Origin of the sequence: Wolbachia endosymbiont (group A) of Anomoia purmunda, assembly GCF_947251545.1 — a bacterium.
Lineage (GTDB): Bacteria > Pseudomonadota > Alphaproteobacteria > Rickettsiales > Anaplasmataceae > Wolbachia.
On record NZ_OX366362.1, the window covers coordinates 908,989 to 931,943 of the forward strand.

The 22,955-nt window shown below is 35.3% G+C and carries 29 protein-coding genes and 1 tRNA gene; 18 read left to right on the forward strand and 12 right to left on the reverse strand.

Going from position 1 to position 22,955, the window contains the following annotated elements; translation table 11 throughout:
* Positions 1-221: 221 nt before the first annotated feature.
* The 4 genes from OPR57_RS07865 to OPR57_RS04775 are packed head-to-tail and all read right to left on the reverse strand — an operon-like array spanning position 222 to position 1,098.
* Positions 222-440, reverse strand: a complete 219-nt coding sequence (locus OPR57_RS07865) for a transposase (RefSeq protein ID WP_406831314.1) — start codon at positions 438-440, stop codon at positions 222-224.
* 13 nt (positions 441-453) lie between these two features.
* Positions 454-753 (reverse strand): transposase, encoded by a 300-nt coding sequence (locus OPR57_RS07870; RefSeq protein WP_406831671.1) that lies wholly within the window; start codon positions 751-753, stop codon positions 454-456.
* Positions 725-961 carry a transposase gene (locus OPR57_RS04770; RefSeq protein WP_265036001.1) on the reverse strand — a complete coding sequence of 79 codons (237 nt, stop codon included), beginning with the start codon at positions 959-961 and terminating at the stop codon, positions 725-727. The genes OPR57_RS07870 and OPR57_RS04770 overlap by 29 nt, the downstream gene beginning before the upstream one ends.
* A complete protein-coding gene (locus OPR57_RS04775; protein ID WP_265036002.1) occupies positions 928-1,098 on the reverse strand; it encodes an IS630 transposase-related protein in 171 nt (56 codons plus the stop codon). Before OPR57_RS04775 ends, OPR57_RS04770 begins: the two co-directional genes overlap by 34 nt.
* Before the next feature lie 251 nt (positions 1,099-1,349).
* Between OPR57_RS04775 and OPR57_RS04780 the strand changes: the two genes are divergently transcribed.
* The 4 genes from OPR57_RS04780 (at position 1,350) to OPR57_RS04795 (ending at position 5,815) form a co-directional block, all read left to right on the forward strand.
* Positions 1,350-2,297, forward strand: coding sequence for an IS110 family transposase (locus tag OPR57_RS04780; RefSeq protein ID WP_265035888.1), 948 nt, complete (start codon positions 1,350-1,352; stop codon positions 2,295-2,297).
* Between the two features lie 372 nt (positions 2,298-2,669).
* Positions 2,670-3,986 carry a tRNA (N6-isopentenyl adenosine(37)-C2)-methylthiotransferase MiaB gene (gene miaB, locus OPR57_RS04785; protein ID WP_265036005.1) on the forward strand — a complete coding sequence of 439 codons (1,317 nt, stop codon included), beginning with the start codon at positions 2,670-2,672 and terminating at the stop codon, positions 3,984-3,986.
* Between the two features lie 331 nt (positions 3,987-4,317).
* A complete protein-coding gene (locus OPR57_RS04790) occupies positions 4,318-5,649 on the forward strand; it encodes an IS4 family transposase (RefSeq protein WP_406831642.1) in 1,332 nt (443 codons plus the stop codon).
* A gap of 10 nt (positions 5,650-5,659) precedes the next feature.
* The gene (locus OPR57_RS04795) at positions 5,660-5,815 is read left to right on the forward strand and encodes a hypothetical protein (RefSeq protein WP_265036007.1); all 156 of its coding nucleotides are present in this window, start codon (positions 5,660-5,662) and stop codon (positions 5,813-5,815) included.
* Between the two features lie 116 nt (positions 5,816-5,931).
* On the opposite strand, the gene OPR57_RS04800 is transcribed toward OPR57_RS04795, so the two are convergent.
* Together OPR57_RS04800 and OPR57_RS04805 are read right to left on the reverse strand one after the other, a co-directional pair.
* Complete coding sequence (locus OPR57_RS04800) at positions 5,932-7,203, reverse strand: M16 family metallopeptidase (protein WP_265036008.1); 1,272 nt, start codon at positions 7,201-7,203, stop codon at positions 5,932-5,934.
* Complete coding sequence (locus OPR57_RS04805; RefSeq protein ID WP_265036009.1) at positions 7,200-7,820, reverse strand: superoxide dismutase; 621 nt, start codon at positions 7,818-7,820, stop codon at positions 7,200-7,202. The genes OPR57_RS04800 and OPR57_RS04805 overlap by 4 nt, the downstream gene beginning before the upstream one ends.
* 153 nt (positions 7,821-7,973) lie before the next feature.
* Between OPR57_RS04805 and OPR57_RS04810 the strand changes: the two genes are divergently transcribed.
* From OPR57_RS04810 to OPR57_RS04820, 3 genes are all read left to right on the forward strand, one after another.
* A complete protein-coding gene (locus OPR57_RS04810) occupies positions 7,974-8,540 on the forward strand; it encodes a hypothetical protein (RefSeq protein ID WP_265036010.1) in 567 nt (188 codons plus the stop codon).
* A gap of 118 nt (positions 8,541-8,658) precedes the next feature.
* The gene (locus tag OPR57_RS08075; protein WP_410541011.1) at positions 8,659-8,781 is read left to right on the forward strand and encodes a hypothetical protein; all 123 of its coding nucleotides are present in this window, start codon (positions 8,659-8,661) and stop codon (positions 8,779-8,781) included.
* Positions 8,782-9,061: 280 nt separating this feature from the next.
* The gene (locus OPR57_RS04820) at positions 9,062-9,799 is read left to right on the forward strand and encodes a WD_0702 family putative metalloprotease (RefSeq protein WP_265036011.1); all 738 of its coding nucleotides are present in this window, start codon (positions 9,062-9,064) and stop codon (positions 9,797-9,799) included.
* A gap of 109 nt (positions 9,800-9,908) precedes the next feature.
* On the opposite strand, the gene OPR57_RS04825 is transcribed toward OPR57_RS04820, so the two are convergent.
* Positions 9,909-10,067 (reverse strand): hypothetical protein, encoded by a 159-nt coding sequence (locus tag OPR57_RS04825; protein WP_265036012.1) that lies wholly within the window; start codon positions 10,065-10,067, stop codon positions 9,909-9,911.
* A 183-nt stretch (positions 10,068-10,250) separates the two neighbouring features.
* Here OPR57_RS04825 and tsaD point away from each other — a divergent pair, with 183 nt between their 5' ends.
* Both tsaD and OPR57_RS04835 read left to right on the forward strand, forming a co-directional pair.
* Positions 10,251-11,258: a tRNA (adenosine(37)-N6)-threonylcarbamoyltransferase complex transferase subunit TsaD gene (gene tsaD / locus OPR57_RS04830; RefSeq protein WP_265036014.1), complete on the forward strand. Its 1,008-nt coding sequence runs from the start codon at positions 10,251-10,253 to the stop codon at positions 11,256-11,258.
* Positions 11,259-11,827: 569 nt separating this feature from the next.
* Positions 11,828-13,573, forward strand: coding sequence for a type I secretion system permease/ATPase (locus OPR57_RS04835; RefSeq protein ID WP_265036016.1), 1,746 nt, complete (start codon positions 11,828-11,830; stop codon positions 13,571-13,573).
* A gap of 355 nt (positions 13,574-13,928) precedes the next feature.
* Here OPR57_RS04835 and OPR57_RS04840 read toward each other — a convergent pair whose 3' ends face one another.
* Positions 13,929-14,063 (reverse strand): hypothetical protein, encoded by a 135-nt coding sequence (locus tag OPR57_RS04840; RefSeq protein WP_265036018.1) that lies wholly within the window; start codon positions 14,061-14,063, stop codon positions 13,929-13,931.
* A 329-nt stretch (positions 14,064-14,392) separates the two neighbouring features.
* Here OPR57_RS04840 and OPR57_RS04845 point away from each other — a divergent pair, with 329 nt between their 5' ends.
* Genes OPR57_RS04845 through OPR57_RS04855 form a run of 3 tightly spaced genes read left to right on the forward strand, consistent with a single transcriptional unit; the run spans position 14,393 to position 17,256 of the window.
* Complete coding sequence (locus OPR57_RS04845) at positions 14,393-15,823, forward strand: hypothetical protein (RefSeq protein ID WP_265036020.1); 1,431 nt, start codon at positions 14,393-14,395, stop codon at positions 15,821-15,823.
* Positions 15,824-15,827: 4 nt separating this feature from the next.
* The gene (locus tag OPR57_RS04850; protein ID WP_265036023.1) at positions 15,828-16,436 is read left to right on the forward strand and encodes a hypothetical protein; all 609 of its coding nucleotides are present in this window, start codon (positions 15,828-15,830) and stop codon (positions 16,434-16,436) included.
* 4 nt (positions 16,437-16,440) lie between these two features.
* Positions 16,441-17,256 carry a hypothetical protein gene (locus OPR57_RS04855; protein WP_265036025.1) on the forward strand — a complete coding sequence of 272 codons (816 nt, stop codon included), beginning with the start codon at positions 16,441-16,443 and terminating at the stop codon, positions 17,254-17,256.
* A gap of 51 nt (positions 17,257-17,307) precedes the next feature.
* Here the strand turns inward: OPR57_RS04855 and OPR57_RS04860 are convergent, their stop codons facing one another.
* Positions 17,308-17,502 (reverse strand): WPE palindromic element domain-containing protein, encoded by a 195-nt coding sequence (locus OPR57_RS04860; protein WP_265036027.1) that lies wholly within the window; start codon positions 17,500-17,502, stop codon positions 17,308-17,310.
* A gap of 123 nt (positions 17,503-17,625) precedes the next feature.
* Here OPR57_RS04860 and OPR57_RS04865 point away from each other — a divergent pair.
* The 3 genes from OPR57_RS04865 (at position 17,626) to dapA (ending at position 19,254) form a co-directional block, all read left to right on the forward strand.
* Positions 17,626-17,699 (forward strand) — tRNA-Arg (locus tag OPR57_RS04865).
* A 67-nt stretch (positions 17,700-17,766) separates the two neighbouring features.
* A complete protein-coding gene (gene ssb, locus OPR57_RS04870; protein WP_265036029.1) occupies positions 17,767-18,249 on the forward strand; it encodes a single-stranded DNA-binding protein in 483 nt (160 codons plus the stop codon).
* 9 nt (positions 18,250-18,258) lie between these two features.
* A complete protein-coding gene (dapA, locus tag OPR57_RS04875) occupies positions 18,259-19,254 on the forward strand; it encodes a 4-hydroxy-tetrahydrodipicolinate synthase (protein ID WP_265036031.1) in 996 nt (331 codons plus the stop codon).
* Here the strand turns inward: dapA and OPR57_RS04880 are convergent.
* Both OPR57_RS04880 and OPR57_RS04885 read right to left on the reverse strand, forming a co-directional pair.
* The gene (locus OPR57_RS04880) at positions 19,181-19,513 is read right to left on the reverse strand and encodes a hypothetical protein (protein ID WP_265036032.1); all 333 of its coding nucleotides are present in this window, start codon (positions 19,511-19,513) and stop codon (positions 19,181-19,183) included. The genes dapA and OPR57_RS04880 overlap by 74 nt on opposite strands.
* Before the next feature lie 64 nt (positions 19,514-19,577).
* On the reverse strand, positions 19,578-19,706 hold the full coding sequence (locus OPR57_RS04885; RefSeq protein ID WP_265036033.1) for a hypothetical protein: 129 nt from the start codon (positions 19,704-19,706) through the stop codon (positions 19,578-19,580).
* A 398-nt stretch (positions 19,707-20,104) separates the two neighbouring features.
* Here OPR57_RS04885 and OPR57_RS04890 point away from each other — a divergent pair, with 398 nt between their 5' ends.
* Positions 20,105-21,301, forward strand: a complete 1,197-nt coding sequence (locus OPR57_RS04890; protein ID WP_406831627.1) for an IS4 family transposase — start codon at positions 20,105-20,107, stop codon at positions 21,299-21,301.
* Positions 21,302-21,311: 10 nt separating this feature from the next.
* Positions 21,312-21,482 (forward strand): hypothetical protein, encoded by a 171-nt coding sequence (locus OPR57_RS04895; protein WP_265036035.1) that lies wholly within the window; start codon positions 21,312-21,314, stop codon positions 21,480-21,482.
* Here the strand turns inward: OPR57_RS04895 and OPR57_RS04900 are convergent, their stop codons facing one another.
* Positions 21,483-21,863 carry a phospholipase D family nuclease gene (locus tag OPR57_RS04900; RefSeq protein WP_406831323.1) on the reverse strand — a complete coding sequence of 127 codons (381 nt, stop codon included), beginning with the start codon at positions 21,861-21,863 and terminating at the stop codon, positions 21,483-21,485.
* 123 nt (positions 21,864-21,986) lie between these two features.
* On the opposite strand from OPR57_RS04900, the gene OPR57_RS04905 reads away from it, so the two are divergent.
* Positions 21,987-22,907 carry a patatin-like phospholipase family protein gene (locus OPR57_RS04905; protein WP_265036036.1) on the forward strand — a complete coding sequence of 307 codons (921 nt, stop codon included), beginning with the start codon at positions 21,987-21,989 and terminating at the stop codon, positions 22,905-22,907.
* Positions 22,908-22,955: the final 48 nt, after the last annotated feature.

Here is a 22,955-nt window from a genome sequence, read left to right on the forward strand (position 1 = left end):
ATAGAAAGGCAGGTAAGAAGGCAGAAAATTAATTTCTGTAAGAAAGTTTGCCGTCATAGTTAAACCTCACTTGAACAGTTGTCTACTATTTTAACCATTTTGTCTTAAAAAATAATAAATATAGCTAAACTGCAAAACGTGCTACTGGCTAAAATATAGCTAAACTGACTTAGATTTACCGACAATTTGAAAAACCGTCATTCCGCTAACTATAGTAGTTTCTAAAATGAATGATAAATTTCCATTATGGTATTACCAACTAAAAGCTGCAAGTCTGTATAGTGGTGCATTAGAGGTCTGAGGCGACTTTTGATGGTGTGCCAACAATGCTCTATCGGATTTAGATCAGGTGAATATGTTGGAAGATGAAGCAAATGACAGCCAAAAGACTCTATTAATGACTTTGTTTTGGGAGTTTTATGGAATGTAACATTATCCATAACTATGGTTGTATCACGCTGTAATTGTGGTTCGCTCTAACCATACATTAAATATATCTTTATTACACCCTCCTGTGAAGGTCATTGGTGCAATAAACTTCTTTTCAATCCATCCACCTATTATACTCACTCTTTCCCGCTTTTTTCCTGGAACATCAGCATATATTTTTTCTCCTCTTGGAGCTCGTGCATATTCTCGGTATAGTCTATTGTCAACTCCTGCTTCATCTATATATAAAATGCTACAGTGGTCTATTTTTGAGACTTTATCGATAAATTGCTGCCTATCTTCTTGATTGCGCTCTTGATACAGTGTGACTTTTTTTTAAGGTTATTTTTAGCTGTTTTAACCTATACCAAATTAAGTTTATTCCAAATCCTAGATTTTGTTTCATTTCTGCTAGTGTGTGATCTGGATGTTTTTTGACATATTCTTTGAGTATTTCTGGATCTATTTTTCGAATAAAACTGCCATTCTTTCTTGCCTCTAAGCTTTCACCGCTTCCTTTCTTTTCAGCCATTTGTACAAGATTGCAATTCCTATTTCTAGAAGATCTGCTACTTCAGATTTTGACTTCCCTCTTTCTACCAAAGAGATAGCTTTCTCCTTAAGTCTACACTGTATGCCATTACTTACTTCATATTTCATTAATTCCATATTATACCTTTATTATTTGTTTTAGGAAATTGTAAGTTGGAAATGTGATATAAAAAGAAGCAAGAAGGAAGATAACTCTATAAAAATGTGGTTATCGCCAGGCTTGAGCGACCGTAAGACGGTAGTATTATAACATACGTAGATATCAAGGTACTCAAGCCTATCCTTCGAGACGTTTGAATAGTTGTTTGGGACATATATATGCACCCGTTTACAATCTTAAATTTTAACTTAAACTCTCGAGGTTCTTTATGGTTACATCTTATCAAAATTTTATTGGCATTGATATCGGAAAACTTGAATTTGTTACTGCAGTTAATGAACAAAAAGGTGTCATCAAATTTGACAATAGTTGTGTTGGTTGGAAACAATTCTACCAAAAATTTTCAAATATCTTGCCCAACTCCATGGTAATTTTAGAAGCTACAGGAGGTTATGAGCTTGGCTTATTGTATTTTCTTATTGATAGAAACATTGCTGTGCATCGTGCTAATACTCGTCAAGTTAAAAACTTCATTCTATCTCATGGAACTTTGGCAAAGACCGACAGTCTTGATGCAAAAGCGCTTGCCCAATATGGTTCTGAGCGTTGTGGACATCTGCAGCTATTTACACCTATCTCAAAAGAACAAACCACCTTGTTTGCACTTTGTCAGCGTCGTGACGATATTACGAAAATGCTTGTTCAAGAGAAGAATAGGCTAAAAACTCCTGGAAATGATTACATTAAGGAAAGTTGTCAACAAGCTATTGAATTCCTCAACAACCAGGTAGAAAAGCTTGATCAAGCTATACAAAAAATAGTCAATGAAAATCCTGAATTGCAACGATGCCAAAAAATTCTTGAAACAGTCCCTGGAATAGGTAGAAAAACCTCTCAATGTTTATTGTGTCTCATACCGGAACTTGGTTCTTTAAATAAAAGGCAAATTGCAAGCCTTGCAGGTGTTGCGCCTCATCCTAAGGAAAGTGGTAAAGCTATTGGCTACCGAAGGATTATAGGTGGAAGAAGTAACGTTCGTTCAAAGCTTTTTACAGCTGCCATGGCTGCTGCAAGGTCCAAATCTGCACTTGGTGCCTTTTATTCTAAGCTTATTGAAAGTGGTAAGAAAAAGATGGTGGCTATAACAGCTCTAATGCGTAAAATAATAGTGATTGCTAATGCAAGGCTTAAAGAAGCAGTTAATTTGCATATTTAAAAATTTACATAGCAATAACTGAAATTGGTTAATGAATATGCGCGTCCACACACATTAAAAGCGCATATTCATTAACTTAAGCAGAAATTGCTGTGGTGGCTGTTTGATACAAAATTCTGTTTCTATAACAAATGGGTTTTTATTGCCCATATGAAGTTGCAAAACTACAAATAAAAAATTTTTAAAAAAACATAGTTGATACCACAGCGGTATGATGTAGGACTGCTGTCATTCCAGTGCTTGACAATGGGGTCCAGTTTTTCGTATAATTTTGTCAAAATCTATTGTGCTAGCAAGTTCACTAGCGTCACGCGCTGGTCTGTTAGACATTTACGTGTAGGGTGAAGAAATTTTGAAAAAGACATACCAAATATGAAAGGCCTATACATTAAAACTTACGGCTGTCAGATGAACGTTTATGACTCCGTTTTAATGGAAAATATAATTAAACCTTTGGGGTTCAACGTTGTTAGTGATGCAGGAAAAGCTGATTTGGTGATACTGAACACTTGCCATATTAGAGAGAAGGCAGCAGAAAAACTTTACTCAGAGCTTGGGAAGATTCATTCGTTACGAAAAGAAATGACTATAGTGGTGGCTGGGTGTGTAGCGCAAGCAGAGGGAGAAGAAGTATTCAGAAGGGCTCCATTTGTGGATATTGTTGTTGGTCCGCAGAGTATCGCTACTTTACCGGAGCTGATAGTCAAAGCAAGCAGAAGTAAAGGTCACATAATAAACACTGATTTTCCTGAAGTTGCAAAGTTTGATAAATTGCCAGATGAATGCTATGGCAATAGCCAGGGGTCCTCCGCGTTTCTTGCCATACAAGAAGGTTGTGATAAATTTTGTACGTTTTGTGTAGTGCCCTATACTCGTGGAGCTGAGTATTCACGGCCAGTAAATGAAATATTTCGTGAAGCATTGAAATTAGTTGCAAATGGGGCAAATGAGATCAATTTGCTTGGTCAGAACGTCAATGCTTACCATGGGGAATGCGAAGGGAAAGTGTGGGATTTAGGTAAATTAATTAGTCATATTGCTAAAATTGAAAAGCTAGAGAGGATTCGTTATACAACTTCTCATCCAAGAGATATGCATGAATCTCTCTACTTGGCACATGCGGAAGAGCCAAAACTCATGCCGTTTGTTCACCTGCCTGTGCAGTCTGGTTCGAATAAAATATTGCGCGTGATGAACAGGAAACACACTGCAGAGGAGTATTTGGAAATAATAGACAGATTTCGCAAATTGAAACCTGAAATCGAATTTTCTTCTGATTTTATCGTTGGTTTTCCTGGAGAAAACGAAAAAGATTTTGAAGAAACTATGAAATTAGTAGAAAAAGTTAGATATGCTCAGGCTTATAGTTTTAAATACAGCCCAAGACCAGGCACACCGGGAGCGGAAAGAAAAGATCAAGTACCAGAAGAGGTTAAAACAGAGCGCCTTCTTCGTTTACAGAAATTAATTAGTAAGCAACAACTTGAGTTTAACCAGAGTATGGTAGGCAAAACTATACCTGTTCTATTTAGCGATAAAAAAGGTAAACACCAAAACCAAATTATTGGTAAAAGCCCATATATGCAATCAGTATGCATTGATGATCCTGAAGATAAATACAGGGACAAAATAGTAAATGTGAAAGTGTTGGAAGCTCCGCAGAATAGTTTATTAGGATGTGGGCTTTAAAAATAGACTTGTTGGGCATCTATCACAACTGTACGAACATTGTAATATGGTACAATGTTACAACGATGTCATTCCAGTGCTTGACACTGGAATCCAGAAAAGTTTGCTTGTGAGCAAGCAAACCAGCATGGAAAGTAGCTGATCTTATACTAAATGAATGTTTTTGATGAGGTTGCATAGAAGCTGGATCCCAGTGTCTGAGCACTGGAATGACACCGTCATAAGGGAACCCATACGCGTCAAGTTAAGGAAAAGTGTAAGTAAAATTGATAGAGTGAAGGAAAAGAATAAGGTATAAGTTCTCTTGGATATGTGAATGAGAGAACTTACAATGGACAGAATAGCTTGCTTATCAAAAGACCTCAATGAATTCTTTAATGAAAAAGCAGACGAAATATCAATTGCAGTAGGTTTTATAAAAAGAAAGAGAAAACTTAATGGCTCATCATTCATAAAAGCTATGGTTTTTGGTAACATAGGAGTTGGTGATTGCAGCATAGAAACAATGTGCCAATTGCTAAATGAAGACTCGATAGAAATTACAAAACAGGGTTTGGATTTTAGATTTACTGAAGAAGCAGTGGAATTTATGAAAAGAATGTATAATGAATCTTTAGTTTTATTTAAAAACAGCTTACAGGTTGATTGCAGAATTTTGAAGCAATTTAGAAGCATTAAGCTATTGGATAGTAGCTATATTAGCCTGCCTAGTAGCATGGAAGATATGTACAAAGGATATGGGAGTAGCTATAGAGATTGTGAGAGTAATACCAAATCAGGAATAAAGCTGCAGTTAGTCTTTGATTACCTGAACCAAGCGCTAGATAAGTTAAATTTAATAGAAGGAATAAGGTCGGATCAAGGTTATAGGGATTATCTGAACGGTTTATCAGCCAATGATTTGCTAATATTTGATTTGTGCTACTTTGTGCCTAGTTCTTTTAAACAGATTGATGAAGCAGGTGCATATTTTGTTAGTCGTTATAAGTCTGATACCAATATATATGATATAGAAACAAATCAAAAAATAGAGTTGTTGGAATGTTTAGAAGGTCAATCCCTTCTAGAGATGGAAGTGCTATTAGGAAAAGAAGTAAAAATTAAAGTGAGAATTATATGTCAAAAATTAACTGAAGAACAGTCTATAATTAGAAGAAGAAGGGCTAATAAGTTAGCAAAATCACATGGATATACATCTTCTCAAAAGAATCAAAAATTGCTGGATTGGTCGATATTCATAACTAACGTTCCAGAGAGTAAAATCAGCGCTGAACAAGTATTAACAGTTTACAGGGTAAGATGGCAGATTGAATTATTATTTAAATTGTATAAGAGTCACATCAGGCTTGACGAACTTAAAGGAAAACCATACAGAGTATTATGTGAACTATACGCTAAATTGTGCGCAATTCTTATATTTCATGGAATAGTTGGTTGTATAAAACTGAAAGAGAATACAGAGCTGAGTTTAACAAAGGCATTCATTGAATTAAAAAGAAGGATTAGGGAGTTGTTTTTAGCGTTAAGCAGTAAAATTAATAATTTGAGAATTTTCCTGAAAAAACTTACCACAGACTGGTCACAATTTTCTGTGAAAGATAGATATAGAAAAACTAGAGTATCCACCTTAAGTTCATTGAATTTTCTTACCCTTGCTTCTTAACTTGACGCGTATGGTTCAAGAAGCACGGAACTATCATCGGCAAAAGAAAGGTATAGACTCAAACCATGTAAGCAAAAAACCACTTGCACCACCAGTACCTCCTAAAAATTATACGGAAAAAGTTATGCAAAATAGAAATAATAATATTATTGAAAGAGGAGGTTGAAGATTCGTATAATTTCTTGCATATCCGGTTCATGGCACATTGTTTCAACTTTACGCTTCTTTAATCACTATGCTAAATTATATTGTAAAGCAGCCAAATCAATATAACAGAATGCACTAAGCTTTAAGCATAGAAACCACTTTATTGTAACTTGGCAATGATTTAATTTCTCCAATTGCAGCTAGAGTGGTTTTTTCATGCTGAGATAACAATTCTTCTGCTGCTTTTTTTACGTTAGCAGTGGTAACTGCACTAATTTTTTCTATTAATTCATTTTTACTGATGTACCTATTATAGTTACCGTAGTAGTGTCCCAATGTTTCAGCACGTGAGCTAACACTTTCGCGTGACATTAAAATTTGGGATTTTACTCGCTCTTTCACTCTATTTACTTCTTCTTCCTTCAGATCATCTGTAGACAACTTCTTCAACTCTGTCGTTATAGATTTTAAAAGCTTATCTAAGTTACTACTGTCTGTACCAGCAAAAATGGAAAACATTCCTGTATTAGTATAGCTGGAATTAAATGAATAAACAGAGTAAGCTAATCCCTGCTTTTCCCTTACTTCCTGGAATAAACGTGATGACATTCCGCTCCCTAATATAGAATCAAGCACTTGAAACGTGTGATATTTATCGTCATGGCGAGAAACACTAGGTAGACCAATTAGCAAGTGTACCTGATCTAATTTACGATGTTCTAAATACTCACCACCAGTACAGCTCGCATTTTGGCTTTTTTTCAGCTTTTTAGAATGAATCTTTGAGAGAAAATCTTTGGTTAATGCAACAACTTCTTCATGTTCAACATTTCCTGCAACGGCAAATAGCATATTCTCACCAAAGTAATGCTCATTTATGTAATTATCTAGATCTCCTCGAGTAAAAGATTTTACAGTATCTTGCGTGCCTAAGATTGACCTGCCGAAAGGTTGGTCTTTATAAGCTGCCTCAAAATATTTGTCGAAAATAATGTCACTTGGTGAATCATTAGTTTGAAAAATCTCTTGTATTACAACACCCTTCTCACGTTCCAATTCATCTTCTGGAAACGTAGAATTCATCAATATATCTATTAGTATATCAATACCAGTTTTTATGTCTTTTTTGAGGACTTTTGCATAATAGGTGGTGCTTTCTCTGCCGGTGCTAGCGTTGAAAACTCCACCTATGTCATCAAAAGCTTTTGCAATTTCAAAGGCAGTTCTTGTCTTCGTCCCTTTGAAAGCCATGTGTTCTAAAAAATGGGATATTCCATTTTGCTTTGCACTTTCTGCTCTGCTGCCAACACCAACTCGTATGCTTAAAGCTACGGAATCAATATCACGCACTTGCTCGGTTATTATGTGCAGACCATTATCTAATTTTGTTACCTGGGGTGTATTCATCTCATATATTCTTCTAAGTTCTCTTCTGCAAAATCCCAATTAATCAAATGATCAAGGAAAACTTTTATGTAGTCAATTCTACGGTTTTGACAATCTAAATAATAGGCGTGCTCCCATACATCCATAGTGAGTAGTGGCACTTGGCCATAAATTATTGGCAAATCTGCATTTGGAGTTTTGATGATTTTGAGCCTCCCTAACCTACCTTTTTCGAACACTAACCATACCCATCCACTGCCAAACTGGCTTACTCCATGACTCGAAAATTCTTCATAAAATTTATCAAAGCCACCGATATCGTCTTGAATTTTTTTTGCTAGAAGACTACCATCTTTAGGCTTAACACCACCATTTTTTTTCATTGAATTCCAATAAAAAGTGTGATTCCAAACTTGTGCTGCGTTATTAAATATAGGCAAGTTGCCGCTATTATCATAAACTCTTGTTATTATTTCCTCAATTTCCATATGTTGATAATGTGTGTTTTTAACTAGCTCGTTGAGTTTATTTAAATATCCTTTATGGTGCTTATCATAATGAAAATCTAAGGTTTTTGCAGATATATAAGGCTCCAAAGCTTTTTTATCATATGGTAATTCAGGTAAAGTAAAACTCATAAAAACCTCTTTATTTCTAACCTACTTGGATGGTAGGGCAATATATGCTTTTGTGCAACATATAATTAATAGCTAAAACACTTAGATATCTATTGCATTATTCTAAGTTTTATATTACAATAATGATTATTATATAATTTTCGAGAGGTAAAAATGTCAGGTGTATATAAAAATTTTAAAAAATATGCTCAATATCGAGCTGTAAGTGATGACAGTCAAGTTCTACAAAACTGTTTCTATAAATCTGTATACTATATTGATAGTGTTGTGGGACCAGTGAAGGATGCGCTTTTTGGCGTGGAGGAATCTTTTTCTTCTCATATTAGCTTAGGTGGTAGAGGACACAGAGATTCTGGCATGACAAGTGATGCTGTTTCTGGACTAACTAATATAGTTCTACAATCTTTGTATCTAGCATTTGCGTATTTGTCATACTGGCCGGCAAAAGGGCTAGCAAAAGTAACAGATAAGTTTGATCTTAAAGACAATACAGGATCGTTGATAGATTATTCAAAGACGTTCTCAGATAAGGCACGGGAACATAGTTGGAAAGTAGGTAAATTTGTTAACACAGTTTTGAGTTATGTTTGCACTGCCGTTATCTGGGCTGCAGCACTCGTTATTACACCACTTACTTGGGCTGTTGATAAAGTGTCAAGTAAGTTTAGTGATGCAAAGTCTGAAGCTGTTAATCCTAATGCAATCGATTCTACAAAATAACTAATCTGCACAATATGGCTTTAACATCTAGCCATGGGCATTTTGTATTTGTGAATCTCAGGGGTGCAGGCCAGACGTCATACCACGATTCATTCCATAGCTGTACGAACATTGTGATTTGAGAGCAATTTCCACAAGGGAGGATGTCATTCCAGTGCTTGGCACTGGAATCCAGCCTTTATTATGCAGCCACTTGGTTGAAATTAAGTCTTCTGGATCCCAGTGTCAGCTACTTTCATGACATCATCATAAAGTAAAATGAGATTCCAGTGTCACGCACTGGGATGACAGGAGAAGGAGGCTACTGGGATGACACCCTCTTGGATGGAAACCAGTGTCAGCTATTTTCATGACACCCTGACAATCGTCATCCCGCTACTAGTTAGCGGCTAAGAGATACCGCGGCGGTATGACGGTTACCAGTAAACCTGAATTACTTTAGCTATGCAATCAGGCTTCCTAAAAACACTTTGTAGCCAATCAATTCTTGAGTATAAAAAAAATTCCTTTAATAATAAGGTATGCTAATCAGAAATTTAATAAAACAAGCAACTCAAGTAGGAAGCAGTGAAAATGCAATACAGTATGTCGAATATCTCTATCAATTTGAGAAGTTTAGAAACACATTAAACCTCACTTTATCACTAATAAAGCAAAATAGGCTCTCATTTGAAATATACCAAGAGGGATTAGTGGATATAGAAGAGGGAGTGTGTAAGACAATCAGGTCTTCCGGTGTAAATAGATATGTTATTGTACTGAGGAAGTCAAACCCATACATTATAGTGCATGAACTTTCACACATGGTTGAAAATGAACTGAACTTAAGTTTGGAACAGGAATTCCTCCATAAAGTTTACCAGGATATTGAGCAGAACCTAAAGCAAGCAAATATTCTTGTGCAGAAAATTATCGGCCAAGTTATATTTAAGGAGATACAAGCTTATCAAACTGCAAAGTCACGCGCATCTGAATTGTTTGCACGCTATTTTGAGCTATTTGCTTGGGCGCAGGAGGTTTACCCTAAAGACAAAGAATACTTAATCCGCACTCAAGACTTAAACAAAGTGTTCCTTGCTACTGACCAATGGAAAAAGAGCTACCTTGATCCACAAATGATGGAGAGAATAGATAAGGAAATCAAGGAATACAGCAATAAAACTGCCACTAAAGACGTAACCAAAGTGCAAAGCAGTTGGACTAATAAATTTTCTCCTGGGGGCAAAAAAATTAGCTCCATATTTGAAGATGATGATTAGCTTATAGTGCAGGTTTTCCTACGTCATACCGCTGCGAAGCGTCATACCGCGATTCATTCTTTTGGTGTACGAACGTTGTAGTTTGGGAGCAATTCCCACCAGTGGGGTGTCATCCCAGTGCCCAGACACTGGGATCCAGGAATTTTATTAAGTTGGTAAGCATAAAAGTAGCCATTTTATGTAAAAATACAACATTTTGATGATTATGAAAAAGCTGGATCCCAGTGTCACGCACTCGGATGACGAGAGAGGAGACCTGGAATAACAAGAAAGTGCTCCATCTCAATAGCGCAATGTTCATACGATTGTAGATTCATTCGCGGTATAGATCCCGCTAACACGTAGCGGAATGACGATTGTCGGTAAATCTTTTAGCTATAGAAGTTAACTTTGCAGTTAACTTCTACAGCGTTTCAAGGTATAGTTTTGATAATAAAGTGCTCAAATATACATGAAAACCATTTTAGCTGTTGAAACAAGCTGCGACGAAACTGCAGTAGCGATTGTAAATAGTGACAAGCAAGTCCTTGCTCACGAAATTCTCTCCCAAGCAGAACACAAAAAACGTGGTGGGGTGATCCCTGAAATAGCTTCACGTGCTCATATGGAGCATTTAAGTGGTCTAACAAAAAGCGCCGTGGAAAAATCTAACCTTAACTTTTGCGATCTGGATGCAATTGCAGCAACATCAGGACCAGGACTCATAGGTGGATTAATAGTTGGTACAATGATGGCTAAAGCAATTGCGCATGTAGCACAAAAACCATTCATTGCAGTGAATCACTTAGAAGCGCATGCATTGGTTATTAGGTTACTGCATGAGGTAAAATTTCCATTTTTAGTCCTACTGATATCAGGTGGTCACTGTCAATTTTTAATTGCACAGGATGTAGGTAAATACATAAAACTTGGAGAAACGCTCGATGATTCACTAGGAGAAGCATTTGATAAAGTTGCTAAGATGCTGGGTTTAAGCTATCCCGGAGGGCCATTAATTGAAAAGTTAGCTAAAAAAGGCAATGGTGCAAGATTTAAATTGCCAAGGGCAATGATAAAACGTTCTGAATGTAACTTTTCGTTTTCTGGAATTAAAACAGCAGTAAAAAACTTAGTGCAAGAACTTAAAATGAGCGAGCAAGATGTGTGTGATGTGTGTGCTTCGTTTCAAGAGTGCATTAGTGACATACTGCTGGACAGGGTTAGTAATGCGATTATTATGGCCGAATCTTTAAATATCAAAATCAATGACTTTGTGATTAACGGCGGAGTTGCAGCAAATAATTTCTTGAGAGAAAAATTAAAACAACACATAAACTTAAACATATTTTTTCCTCCCAACAACCTATGTACAGATAATGCAATAATGGTTGGATGGGCAGGAATTGAAATATTACAGAAAAGCTATATAGATTCTCTCAATTTTGCACCAAGGCCAAAGTGGGAGTTGGAGAGTTATTAAAAACTCTCAATTCTGAATTATAGCTAAAGTGAATTAGGTTGACCGACAACCGTCATTCCGCTACTCGTTAGCGGAATCTATACCGCGAATGAATCGCGGTATGACGTAGGATTGCTGTCATTCCAGTGCTCCTTTTTTTGTCATCCCAGTGCCCAGACACTGGGATCCAGGAATTTTATTAAGTTGGTAAGCATAAAAGTAGCCGTTTTATGTTAAAATACAACATTTTGATGATTATGAAAAGGCTGGATTCCAGTGTCTGGGCACTGGAATGACACCATCATAAGGTGAATCTGGATCCAAGTAGTCAGCCACTTTCATTACACCATTTGCTATGCAATTTACCTTCAAAAATGAATGTTCGTACAGCTATGGAATGAATCGCGGTATGACGTAGCTTCGCTATAGGTAATGAAGGAAATATTAACTATACTTCTTTTTACCATTATTTATATTTCCTATTCACATATATTAATATTTTACTCACTTAAAGTAAGCTAACTACCGTTATTAATATTTTTGTAATAAAAATTGTATATGGTGCATGTAATCAAATTAAGAGGAAGATTGTGGAAATTACGCCATCAATAAAAAAAGAATTGAAGCAAAGTACTCTATATATTTGCCTAGAAAAATGCAAAAGTGCATTTTGGTTTATCTTTTGCTTTAGTGCGGGAATCAATTTATTAATGTTATTCCTACCACTTTATACCTCTCAAGTGCTTGATCGGGTGATATCGAGCGAAAGTGTGTCAACACTAACTATGCTGACAATTATCACTTTATCTGCATTTGCATGTTCTGCAATGCTTGAAACTTGTCGATATTTAGCCATGGCGAAAATAGGTGATTGGATTGATAAAACTGCAACACCAGATCTGATAGTAAGGTCAATTAGATTAACATCAGTGCAGAGCTCAACTTCAAGTGGTGAAGCAATACGAGATCTCGGAGTAATAAAAAATTTCATTACAGGAAATGGCATATTCTCACTGTTTGATACTCCATGGTCGTTAATTTACCTTGTTGTGATTTTCATGATACATACCTCCACGGGGTTTATAGCTATTACTGGAATCATTATATTAGTCTCTATGGCAATATGGAATGAACTTGCCACTAAACGAATATTACAAGAAACCAACGAAGAAACTATACGGAATATCAATGCTATAGATGTTGCAACAAGAAATGCAGAAGTGGTTGAAGCTATGGGCATGTCAGAATTCATAGTCTCTGATTGGTGTAAACGAAATGATCAGAATCGAGCAATGCAAATTAAAGCACAAAATCGCTCTAATGTAATTACTGGAATCACTAAATTTTTGCGCTCAACTCTGCAAATATCAGTAATTGGAACAGGTGCATTACTTGCAATCACAGCTCATAAGACTGCCGGTAGCATCATCGCTGCTTCAATTTTAATGGGTAGAGTATTAGCACCATTTGATGCTGCGGTTCATACTTGGAAGTTTTTAAATCAGGCTAGAATGTCATATGGAAGGCTACAAAGACTTATATTAACATCGCCAAAAAGAGAGCAAACGATGGCTCTACCAGAACCTGAAGGAAAATTGGAATTTGATAGAGTATTTTTTACTCCTTATGGAAGCAATAAGCCGACAGTAAAAGGAATATCATTTGTAATAGAACCAGGGGACGTAGTTGGTGTGATTGGTGCAAGTGCTTCTGGTAAATCCACTATCGCAAAATTAACTGTTGGTGTATGGAAGCCAATATCTGGTGTAGTCAGACTAGATGGCGCTGATGTATATACTTGGAATCGAGAAAATTTTGGTAATTATGTTGGCTACTTACCTCAGGATATTGAGTTATTTAACACTAGTGTCAAAGCTAATATTGCTCGCATGAGGCCAGATCCAAATCCTGAAGAAATAATCAAAGCAGCAAAAATTGCAGGGATACATGAACTAATACTAAGCTTACCAAATGGATATGATACAACAATAGGAGGTCCTGGAGGAGTAACGCTCTCTGGCGGCCAAAAACAGCTTCTTGGACTTGCCAGAGCTTTTTACGGTCACACAAAACTTTTAGTACTTGATGAACCAAACGCTAACTTAGATAGCAATGGAGAGGCATGCTTAATTAATGCAATTGGCATTGCAAGAAAACAAAATACTACTACTGTTATCATCACTCACAAGCTACCGTTATTGTCCGTAGTTGATAAGGTGATCCTCATGTCAGATGGTGTCATTTACGCTATGGGACCAAAAGATGAGATTTTGAGCAAATTAGTTGCTCCATCATCAAGTACCACAGAAGATGAGCGCTCTTCAGCAAATGGTTAGTTTACTTACAATAAATTCTGTATCTGAAATAACAACTGTTCCAGAAAATATATATTTCTTTACCATTAGAAATAATATTACAAGAATAGTAAATAGATTAATAACTCCTATGTATCCGTTCAGGCAATGGCGTCAACTTAAGGGAAAATATCAGTGATAGTGTATAAAATTTCTCTCTAAATTTTTTATCATTAAATTATCCAAAGAGTGCAATAAACAGCACTTTTGTTTCTGTTTTATTTCAACAAAGAAGTCTAAAATGTGTCCTTAAGTTGACGCCATTGTCTGTTCAGGATAGCGGCAAGACCATAGAGTAAAAGTGAGTTTACAACAAATAGGTGTCATCCCAGCGCCCCTATGATGTCATCCCAGTGCTTGACACTGGAATCCAGCTTTTGATCGAAAATGTTGTATAGTGCGTTTGTTTACAATCAATTTTTCTGGATCCCAGTGTCTGGGCACTGGGATGACACCTTTGTGTTTGAGGCAAAATCGGCTATAACACTTAACATACTGCCTTTGCAAACAAATGTTCGTACAGCTGTGTGTCACGCACTTTGCTTCAATATTTGCACATTAGCCACTCCCCTGAACAGATACACTCCTATTAATTAAAGTTAATCGGCAGATAGTGTATATTTCTAATTAATGAATTTCCTAATTTATTGTTTAAATAACTTAATATTAGTAGTAATTTTATAAAAAAATTATAGTATAAATAATGTTGCTGCGAAAATTTATAACAATATTTCCCTCTAACGTTTAATGAATTTCAATAAATTGCCTTTTTAATTCTAGATAAGTATATGCTTTATTAATATGTTTAGTTCAAAATCCAAAAGTAAGTTTATGCTTTCTATTGGAGAAGAAGGCATAATGTTACTATATTTTAAAAATAATACTTTAAACAAAAGGTATTTTGTTAAGGGCAAAAACGATAAAGCAGTTTCCGATTTAATTTCATGTCTTTCGTCAGATAAAAAAGCACCTTTATACCTGGTGCTTAATCATGCAGATCAAAATTACTCGCTACAGTTTATTACAAGGGCAAACAAGATTAGTGCCTATCTATCAGCAAAAACAAAGATGGAGCATTTTTCTCGTAATAATGACATAAGTTCAGTTTTTTTGGTTGAGAAGCCAAACAAATTCAATCAAAACTGGTGCTATCTTCTTGTTTCATCAAAAGCAAAGCATTTAGTAGAATATTGGTTGAATGTGTTTATTGAAATAGGCTCCAACTTTAAGGGAATATTCATGTTTCCTATAGAAATAAGTAATATAACAAAAAAGATTTTACATAAAGATCCTAATAATTGGAAAATTATAGTTGCTGCAACTAAAACGGGAGGCTATAGACAAGTGGTTCTTAAAGAGAATAAAATGGTATTTACGCGTTTAACATCATTTACTAATGATAATTTACCAGGAATTATCGCTGGTGGAATATATCAGGAAGTGCAAGATACTATTCGATCCTTAACTAAGTTTGGGTTTGAAAAAAATAACCCTATCGACCTTTGTATCATAGTGTCAGAAGATATTAAAGCTAGTTTATCAGTCATAAATTTTTCAGAGAACAGTGTGAACATATTAACTCCATATGAGTTAGGCAAACTATTAGGAGCGGAACTAGCTATAAGTGAAAAAGATAACTTTTGCGATACCATAATTTTGTTTCATAGCTTTAAGAATAAATTAGCAGCTATTTTTAATACAAAGGAAACTAAAGAATTTTATCTATTCAATTACCTTTATTTAAACTCTCCTCGAATTTTTCTATACTTCGCCCTGGTTTTAGTTGTAATTAACGCCTTCAGTTTGCTAAATTTGTATTCAAATTTCAATGTCGCTGATAATTTATCAGCAAAGCAGAGCACCTTAAATAACCAATTAACAAAACTTAGCCAAAGCTATAATGTAAAAAAAATAGATGAAATTTATGATTTTATTAATATCAATAATATTTTATCAAAAATAGAATACTCTCCTCTTACACAAGTTAAGTATGTAGAAAAGTTAAAAGTACCAGGTATAGAGCTTCGATCATTTGAATGGAATTATAATGAGGCAAAAAGTTATATTACCACAACTTTAAGGTTTAATTTTCAATCCGGTAAAAATAGTTCCTATCAATACGAGAAACTACGAAAAAATTTAAACGATAATTTTCGTACCTATGACATTAATATTTCTGCTGCTAAAGGGCAAAATCCATCTATTGATGTTGAAATAGGAGAGGCAATGTAGATTAATGACTATCTCTCAATTAAAAAGAAAAGCTACAATTCAGTTCATATCGTATTTGTTATTATCTGTTGGATTAATAGGGTTATTAACATATGTTGTTATCTATAGCGAAAAGATTTATAATAAAAACCAAATTGCGATTGATAAAATACGTTCTATTAATTTACAGATTACTGGAATTCAAAAAAAAGAAGTTGTTCTAAATAAAAACCTAGATTTATGGAAAAAAATTTCTTCTTCAAATTTACACAGTAGCAGATACATCGCAAATTTAAATTTCGAGCTTAGCAAGTTATATAAAAAGTACTATATATTAGAACCTGAAATATCAATTTCTATACCCGAAGAAGTTGAGCTCTACAACAAAAGTGAACGCACAAAAGTAATAAAAAGTGAAGTGACCCTAAATTTAAGCTCAATCAGCGATAAGCATATTTTTTTATTTCTACAGTCTATTCCAAATCTGCCCGGTTATGTTATGATCAAATCTCTTATTTTAAATAAGCAGAGAAATATTGATGCTGCAACTATGAATCAAATTTTGAATGGTAATATGATAGAGATAGTGAGAGCTAATATAGTCTTTGATTGGTATACTATATTAAGTAGATAAGGTGATGAACATAAAGCTGTTTTTTATTTTTACGCTACTCATTTCCAATGTTAATGCATATTGCAGTTGTGAAGATATCATAGAAAGCATAGAAATTTGTAAGGAGTATTCTTGCCGACAATATATTGGCAATGAAGATTTTATTGAGCATAAAATATTAGGATTAAATAGTGGAAATTTATGCGTATATATAGAAAAACAAGTTAATGATGAAATGGTTTGTCATCATTCTCAGTATGGAATGATGATAGAAAAAAGATATTTTGAAAGTATTCTTAAAGTTGGCAATCAAGAAATCGATGATTTTATTGATATAGCAAATGTGCGTGCAAAAGAGTGTTTCTTTATCAACAATCAAAAACTAAGCTATACAGATCGGGACGATATAATAAGAGAAGCAGTGGAAAGTGACTTTGACGTTTTGTCACAATATAGTAACGTAAAAAGCATTTTTTTTGATGAAGAGCCAGTTAATAGAATGGTCAATGAAATGGAAAAGTTCAATTTACGATCTTCAAGAGCTGCAAAAGAGGAGGTATCAGATAATTTCAACGGTAAGGTAGTGAGTTTAGACTCAATTTTATATCTTTCTCCCGATACATGGAAAATATGGGTAAATGGAAAGCTGTTTATAAATACTAAAGATTTAAAAGTGCACTCAGTCACTGAAAATTATGTAACTTTTGTATGGACCATAGATCAAAAAGCAATAAAAAAGCATGCGAATGATTCTCAAAATGTATATTTTGGATATGGGAGTATTATTTTTACGCTTTATCCAAAACAAAAATTTGACTTGGATAGCTTATCTATTAAATAATTTAGTATATAGCCAAAGTGACTTACGACAATTTGAAAAACCGTCATCCCGCTACGTGTTAGCGGAATCTACACCGCGAATGAATCCATAGCTATACGAACATTGTGATTTGAGAACAATCTCCGCCAGGAAGGGTGTCATTCCAGTGCTTGGCACTGGAATCCAGCCTTTATTATGCAGCCACTGGGTTGAAATTAAGTCTTCTGGATCCAAGTAGTCTGGGCACTGCCTTTGTGTTTGAGGCAAAACCTGCTATAACATTTAACACACTGCTTTCACAAACGAATATTCGTACAGTTGTGGAATGAATCGTGGTATGACGGTCCGCTACGTGTTAGCGGGATCTAGAGATACCGCGGGTCTATACATGCGCTTGTAGCTCAGTTGGATAGAGCGTTGCCCTCCGGAGGCAAAGGCCGTGGGTTCGAATCCCTCCAAGCGCACTTTTAATAAAATTTGACAATAGTACTTTCATATAAGATAATAAAGGGATTTATTTAGAACATAATTATGTCTGGTGGTACCATAAACAAAGTCATACTAGTTGGTAATTTAGGAAAAGATCCTGAAATTAGGACTACACAAAATGGAAAAGAAATGGCAAGTTTTTCAATAGCCACATCTGAAAGTTGGGCTGACAAACTTTCCGGTATGCGCTCTGAAAAGACAGAGTGGCATAATATCGTAATTTTTAGTGAAGGATTAGTAAAAATCGTCAAAGATTTTGCACGTAAAGGCAGTAAAGTTTATGTTGAAGGTTCTTTGAAAACTAGAAAATGGACTGACCAAAACGGTGGTGAAAGATACACAACAGAGGTGGTTCTATATAATTTTAATAGCGCTCTTACTCTCTTGGATTCACGAAATAGTGCACCAAATCCTGATTACAAGCCAAGTGAATACAAACAAGGTGAAACAGGACAAAAAGATAAATACGAAAGTTTTGACAACGATATAAAAGATGAACTACTCGACGATGAAATACCATTTTAACAATTTAAATTGAAATCTACATTTTTATGGACTGCTTGTGTTACTCCTTTTAATTGCAATGGGGATAGCATAGATTATAGCAGTTTGCAGCGTTTACTGACAATGCAAGTTAAAGCTGAAAATGGTGTAGTGTTGCTGGGTAGCACAGGTGAAAGCCTATCGCTTACTGATTCTGAAAAGCGTACATTAGTTGAATTCGTATGTAAGCTAAAATTAAATACGAAAATTATAATTGGCGTACCAGGAGTGAATCTATATCAGACTCTTGAATGGCTTGATTTTTGCAAGGGTATGCCTATTCACGGCTATCTAATGACAACTCCCATTTATGCAAAGCCCGGAATTATGGGGCAGACTTTATGGTTTGAAAAGCTGCTTGAGAAAGCACATGTGCCGGTTATGTTTTACAATATTCCATCGAGAGCAGGAGTGAGCCTCCATGCTGAAACTGTACGCAACTTATCCAGCCACGAAAAATTTTGGGCTATCAAAGATTCAAGTGGCACCGTTGATACTTTAGCTCAGTATAAGAAAGTTGCACCAAATATTGAGGTCTTTTGTGGAGATGATAATATGATATCTGATATGGCAGCTTATGGTGCGGCTGGCCTGGTTTCCGTTGCTTCCAATGTTTGGCCACGCATAGCGCATGAATATGTTAAGAAATGTCTGAACGACGAACTGTCTTCACTGTCATTCCAGCGCGTGACGCTGGAATCCAGAAGGAAACCTGTTCAAATGACAGGAAATGACATGAAAAGTTCAACAGATATCTGGCAACAAGCTTGCAAAGCCCTATTTATTGCCAGCAACCCAATACCCACTAAAGCACTTTTGCATGATATTGGTCTTATAGAACATCAAACTGTCCGCCTACCACTCAGCACAGAAGACTTACCGTCTATTGAGAAATTGAGGCAAGCTAATGAAATTATCTTCGGGGGAGAGGATTGCCAAACACTTCAGGATACCAGTACCCTGCATCAATACCGTCAATTTCCATAGAGGTATCAGGCATTGCTTTATCGATTAACAATTTAAAAGGAATATAAGCAATAGAACCTGCCAAAGCAGCTAAAGCTCCTATAGCTGCTGGTGATGTAAAGCCAAGAGCAACAAATCCTGCTCCTATCCCGAATCTAATACCAGTATATGCAATTGCTTGTGCTATTTCTTTTGAAGAATCCTTAAAGCCCGAAGTTAAGAGTGTTGCTATTAAAGATATTGCAAGTAACGATGATAATAGCAACCCAGCACCAACCATTCCACCTGCAACAAGAGGTGACAAACCAGAAATAGAGCTTATAGCATAATTTGTAACAATTCCATCAATAGCTCCTAAGCCTGCTATTACCCCCCCCCGCTATTCCACAGATTATTCCCGCTATTGCTATCGTTCCTATTGGATCTGATTTAAATAATCGCTTAAGTTCTTCTATATCTTGAGATCCACTCATAATTTCTACCTCTTTATTAACATTTAATTAAGGCTAACATACTAACACATTATAGTCAATATATTCTATACCATTCTTTCAGGGCTTTTTAATTGACTTTCAACGCACTTTAGTCTATACAATTTTAATATCTTAAGCTATAAGGCACACCAGATCTATAGCTAAAGTGACCTTACCCAGAAAAAATGGAGAGAAAGAAAGGAGTTTTTTTGTGGTAATCCAATCAATCTAATTAACAGCTTGCTCATTATAGTCTTGCAACTCTGATTTAATATACAATCCAAGTGTCATTTGAACCATACGCGTCAAGTTAAGGAAAAGTGTAAGTAAAATTGATAGAGTGAAGGAAAAGAATAAGGTATAAGTTCTTCTTGGATATGTGAATGAGAGAACTTACAATGGACAGAATAGCTTGCTTATCAAAAGACCTCAATGAATTCTTTAATGAAAAAGCAGACGAAATATCAATTGCAGTAGGTTTTATAAAAAGAAAGAGAAAACTTAATGGCTCATCATTCATAAAAGCTATGGTTTTTGGTAACATAGGAGTTGGTGATTGCAGCATAGAAACAATGTGCCAATTGCTAAATGAAGACTCGATAGAAATTACAAAACAGGGTTTGGATTATATTAGCCTGCCCAGTAGCATGGAAGATATGTACAAAGGATATGGGAGTAGCTATAGAGATTGTGAGAGTAATACCAAATCAGGAATAAAGCTGCAGTTAGTCTTTGATTACCTGAACCAAGCGCTAGATAAGTTAAATTTAATAGAAGGAATAAGGTCGGATCAAGGTTATAGGGATTATCTGAACGGTTTATCAGCCAATGATTTGCTAATATTTGATTTGTGCTACTTTGTGCCTAGTTCTTTTAAACAGATTGATGAAGCAGGTGCATATTTTGTTAGTCGTTATAAGTCTGATACCAATATATATGATATAGAAACAAATCAAAAAATAGAGTTGTTGGAATGTTTAGAAGGTCAATCCCTTCTAGAGATGGAAGTGCTATTAGGAAAAGAAGTAAAAATTAAAGTGAGAATTATATGTCAAAAATTAACTGAAGAACAGTCTATAATTAGAAGAAGAAGGGCTAATAAGTTAGCAAAATCACATGGATATACATCTTCTCAAAAGAATCAAAAATTGCTGGATTGGTCGATATTCATAACTAACGTTCCAGAGAGTAAAATCAGCGCTGAACAAGTATTAACAGTTTACAGGGTAAGATGGCAGATTGAATTATTATTTAAATTGTATAAGAGTCACATCAGGCTTGACGAACTTAAAGGAAAACCATACAGAGTATTATGTGAACTATACGCTAAATTGTGCGCAATTCTTATATTTCATGGAATAGTTGGTTGTATAAAACTGAAAGAGAATACAGAGCTGAGTTTAACAAAGGCATTCATTGAATTAAAAAGAAGGATTAGGGAGTTGTTTTTAGCGTTAAGCAGTAAAATTAATAATTTGAGAATTTTCCTGAAAAAACTTACCACAGACTGGTCACAATTTTCTGTGAAAGACAGATATAGAAAAACTAGAGTATCCACCTTAAGTTCATTGAATTTTCTTACCCTTGCTTCTTAACTTGACGCGTATGGTAGCGGCGATATGGTGGCTTGCCAAGCTAGATTTACGGGTACACATGCATGATAAATTTATAGAGCAGAACAACGGATTGACTGTTACGGTATATCGCCTGGAAGAACGGGTAAAAAATCTTTCTGAGGAATTGGATGAATTCAAAGCTAACTCGAAGTACAAGTAATTATTTTTCTGCTAATGGTATATAAACCTCAGATTGAGATTGACGATCTTTCCAATTTTCAACGTATTGTTCAACTAATGAAGGGCTTCCTGTTATAACCAGTAGATTCTCAGCATTCTTTTTCTGGGCAGCGTCAGAGAAATTGAACGAACCCGTGATGATTTTTTGATTATCAATGATCATAATTTTGCTATGTGAAATTGCAGGTTTATAGTCTATGTATACCGGTATCTTTTGATAAAACAATTCATTGATAACACTATACTTTGAGCTAATTTGCGATTCATCAAGAATTACCTTAACATCAACACCTCGTTTTTTTGCCCTGATCAAAGATTGTGCAATAGGTTTAGAAGTAAAAGAATATGCCTGAACTAACACAGATTTTTTGGAGCTATCTATAGCATTAATTATTTGATTAGTACAATTTTCTCTAGGTGTAAAACAGACTGTAGTTTTTGGACAGCCCTGATAAAAGTGAGCAAGTTAATAGAACTAATAAATATGACAAAATATATACTTTCAGTAGATGGCGGAGGCATAAGGGGCATTATACCAGCTATAATACTAGCAGAAATAGAAAAGAGAGCAAGAAAACCGATCGCTGAAATCTTTGATCTGATGGCAGGTACTTCAACCGGTGGGATTGTTGTAGCTGGATTGTGTAAGAAAGATGAACGGCGAAATCCTCAATATTCAGCTAATGATTTAGTTGAGCTTTACCAGGAGTATGGAGCATATATTTTCAAGTCTTCGTTTTTTAGGCAATCAATACTATCGTGGTTTAACTGTGCACAATACCCATATGAAAACATTGAATCAGTACTGGAGAAGTATTTTGGTGACGATATTCTAAAAAACACTTTAAGTAAGGTACTAATTACAAGTTATGATATTCACAATAACTGCCCATTTTTCTTTAAGAGCTGGAAGAAAGATAAAAATTTTATCAAATTGAAAGATGCACTCAGAGCCACAACAGCAGCCCCAACATACTTTGCACCTAAGTACTTAGAAGTTAGCCAAGAAAAAAGAGTATTAGTCGATGGAGGGGTATTTGCCAATAACCCAGCGGCTTGTGCATATGCAAATAGTAAAAAACTTTTCCCTAATGAAGAAATAGTGTTGGTATCAATTGGCACAGGTCGGCTATCTAATCGAATCAAGTACAGGAAATTAGGAAAAATAGCCTGGATAAAGCCTCTGTTAAATGTGATGTTTGCATCGAGCCTTGATGTAGTGAATTATCAACTAGGTAATGTAATGGACGACATATACATCAGGATACAATCACAACTGACAATAGCGTCGGCTGAGATGGATAATATTACATCAAAAAATATTAAATGTCTACAGCAAGAGGCAAATGCAATGATAGAGGACAACCAGGAAGCAATAGATAGATTCTGCAATATTGAACTATAAACGATGCCAAGCAAACTAAAGAAATTATACCACAAAGCAAAGAAAGGT